1 rRNA gene is annotated in these 206 nt (G+C 50.5%); it reads right to left on the bottom strand.

The window, feature by feature from the left end:
• A 23S ribosomal RNA gene (locus M3226_RS32085) occupies positions 1-206 on the bottom strand; the annotation flags it as partial.

The following is a 206-nucleotide window of genomic DNA, read 5'->3' as shown; positions in this document are numbered from 1 at the left end:
TCGCTAGAGGCTTTTCTTGGCAGTGTGGAATCAGGAACTTCGGTACTATATTTCCCTCGCTGTCACAGCTCAGCCTGTACGAGAAGCGGATTTTCCTGCTTCTCAGCCTAACTGCTTAGACGCACATAACCAGCAGTGCGCTTACCCTATCCTCCTGCGTCCCCCCATCACTCAAACGATAAAGAGGTGGTACAGGAATATCAACC

The sequence above is a fragment of the Neobacillus cucumis genome, from assembly GCF_023715505.1.
Note: the sequence above shows the minus strand (reverse complement) of the source record. Positions and strands in the feature narration are given on the sequence as shown.